Origin of the sequence: Jeotgalibacillus alimentarius (assembly GCF_000829445.1) — a bacterium.
Taxonomy (GTDB): Bacteria; Bacillota; Bacilli; order Bacillales; family Jeotgalibacillaceae; genus Jeotgalibacillus; species Jeotgalibacillus alimentarius.
In genome coordinates, this window is the sequence record NZ_JXRQ01000031.1 from 1 (window position 1) to 1839 (window position 1839).

The 1839-nt window shown below is 39.8% G+C and carries 1 pseudogene; it reads left to right on the top strand.

From position 1 onward, the window contains the following. Window positions 1-162: 162 nt before the first annotated feature. Window positions 163-1725 (top strand): annotated as a pseudogene (locus KP77_RS17395) (IS1182 family transposase); the annotation flags it as partial. Between the last annotated feature and the right edge of the window lie 114 nt (window positions 1726-1839).

The window sequence follows — 1839 nt, forward strand, 5'->3', positions numbered from 1 at the left end:
AAAGAGGCTGGGACAAAACCAGTGAATAATTGAAAATGTCCGCGGGAAGGTGCAACCTTCCCACGGACATTTTTTTATAATGAACGTAAATTTTAGTACTAATAAAAGGACAACCTCTGATAAAATTAGAGTTACCACACAATAACCATCGGAGGTGTCCTTATGTTTAAAAATTATAACATGAATCAGATTATTTTGCCCCTGGATTTAGCGATTACGCTTCAAGAAAATGATATCGCTTTTTTAGTCCATGACCTCGTCGAACAAATTCCTCAGGAAGCTTTCGCTCCATTTATCAAACGAACAGGCTGCCCTGCTTACCATCCGCGTATGATGATGAAAATTATTCTGTGTGCGTATACCCAGTCTGTATTTTCCGGTCGGAAAATTGAAGCCTTATTAAAAGATAGTGTACGAATGATGTGGCTTGCGCAGGACTATCAACCAACTTACCGTACGATTAATCGGTTCCGGGTACATCCTGACGCAGAGATCCTGTTGCGTGAATGCTTCGTGCAGTTCCGTTGTCACTTAGTAGAAAAACAACAAATCGATGCAGAAGCGATCTTTATTGATGGCACTAAAATTGAAGCTAACGCGAATAAATTTACATTCGTTTGGCGAAAATCAGTCGAAAAATACAGTCAGTCACTTGTTGATAAATCAAATCAGATCTATGACGAGTTAGTTCAACAGTCCATTATTCCAGCGATTGAACAGGAAAGTCCCGAAGAACTCTCTGTATCTGAGCTTTCAGCAGTCGTAGAAAAACTGGGTGAAGTCGTAGAAGATATGACACAGAAAATCAATGCGAGTGATGACACAGCTGAAAGAAAGAGAATTCGTTCAGCACGCAAACTGCCTAAACAATGGTATAAACAATTTCAGAATTTCCTATTACGCAAACAAAAGTATGAACAGGATATGATCACGTTTGGTGAGCGCAATAGCTATTCGAAGACGGATCCTGATGCCACCTTCATGAGAATGAAAGATGACTATATGAAAAACGGTCAGTTAAAAGCCGGATACAATGTTCAGATTGCGACTGAAGGACAATACACACTTGCTTATGATATTTTTCCAAATCCGACAGATACACGTACATTCATTCCATTCCTAAATCAGATCAAAGAGCATTTCTTTTCATTACCCTCTTATATTGTCGCAGACGCTGGATATGGGAGTGAAGAAAATTATCAATACGTGTTTGAAGATCAAGCAACCACGCCGCTGATTACGTATAACATGCATCGCAAAGAACAAACAAAAAAATATAAGAAAAATGAATTCAACACTGCGAATTGGCACTATGATCCGTTGGCAGATGCATATACTTGCCCAAATGGGCAACGGCTAACATTTCGTCATCATTCCCATAAGACGGACCGATATGGTTTTACCAGGAAGTACAAGGTTTACGAATGTGAAAGTTGTGATGGTTGTCCACTTCGAGCGAGCTGCACAAAAGCAAAAGAAGGGAATAATCGAAAGATCTCATATAATGAACATTGGGAACAACAGAAAGAGTTGATCCGCACATTGCTTTCAGAAGCAAAAACTGGTGAAATCTACGCCAAAAGAAAAATTGACGTAGAACCAGTTTTTGGATTTCTGAAGGCTAATTTAGGTTTCACACGTTTTTCCGTCAGAGGAAAAGAGCGTGCAAAAAATGAAATGGGCTTTGCGCTCATGGCAGTCAACCTAAGAAAGTTGGCTGCCTCAGGCACAAGAATTGCGTAAACCAGCACAAATATTTGGTAATAAAAGGCGCCGACCATCTTTTTAGATGATCAGCGCCTTTTATTTTAGTCTTTGGCTAGTTTTTGTCCCAGCCTC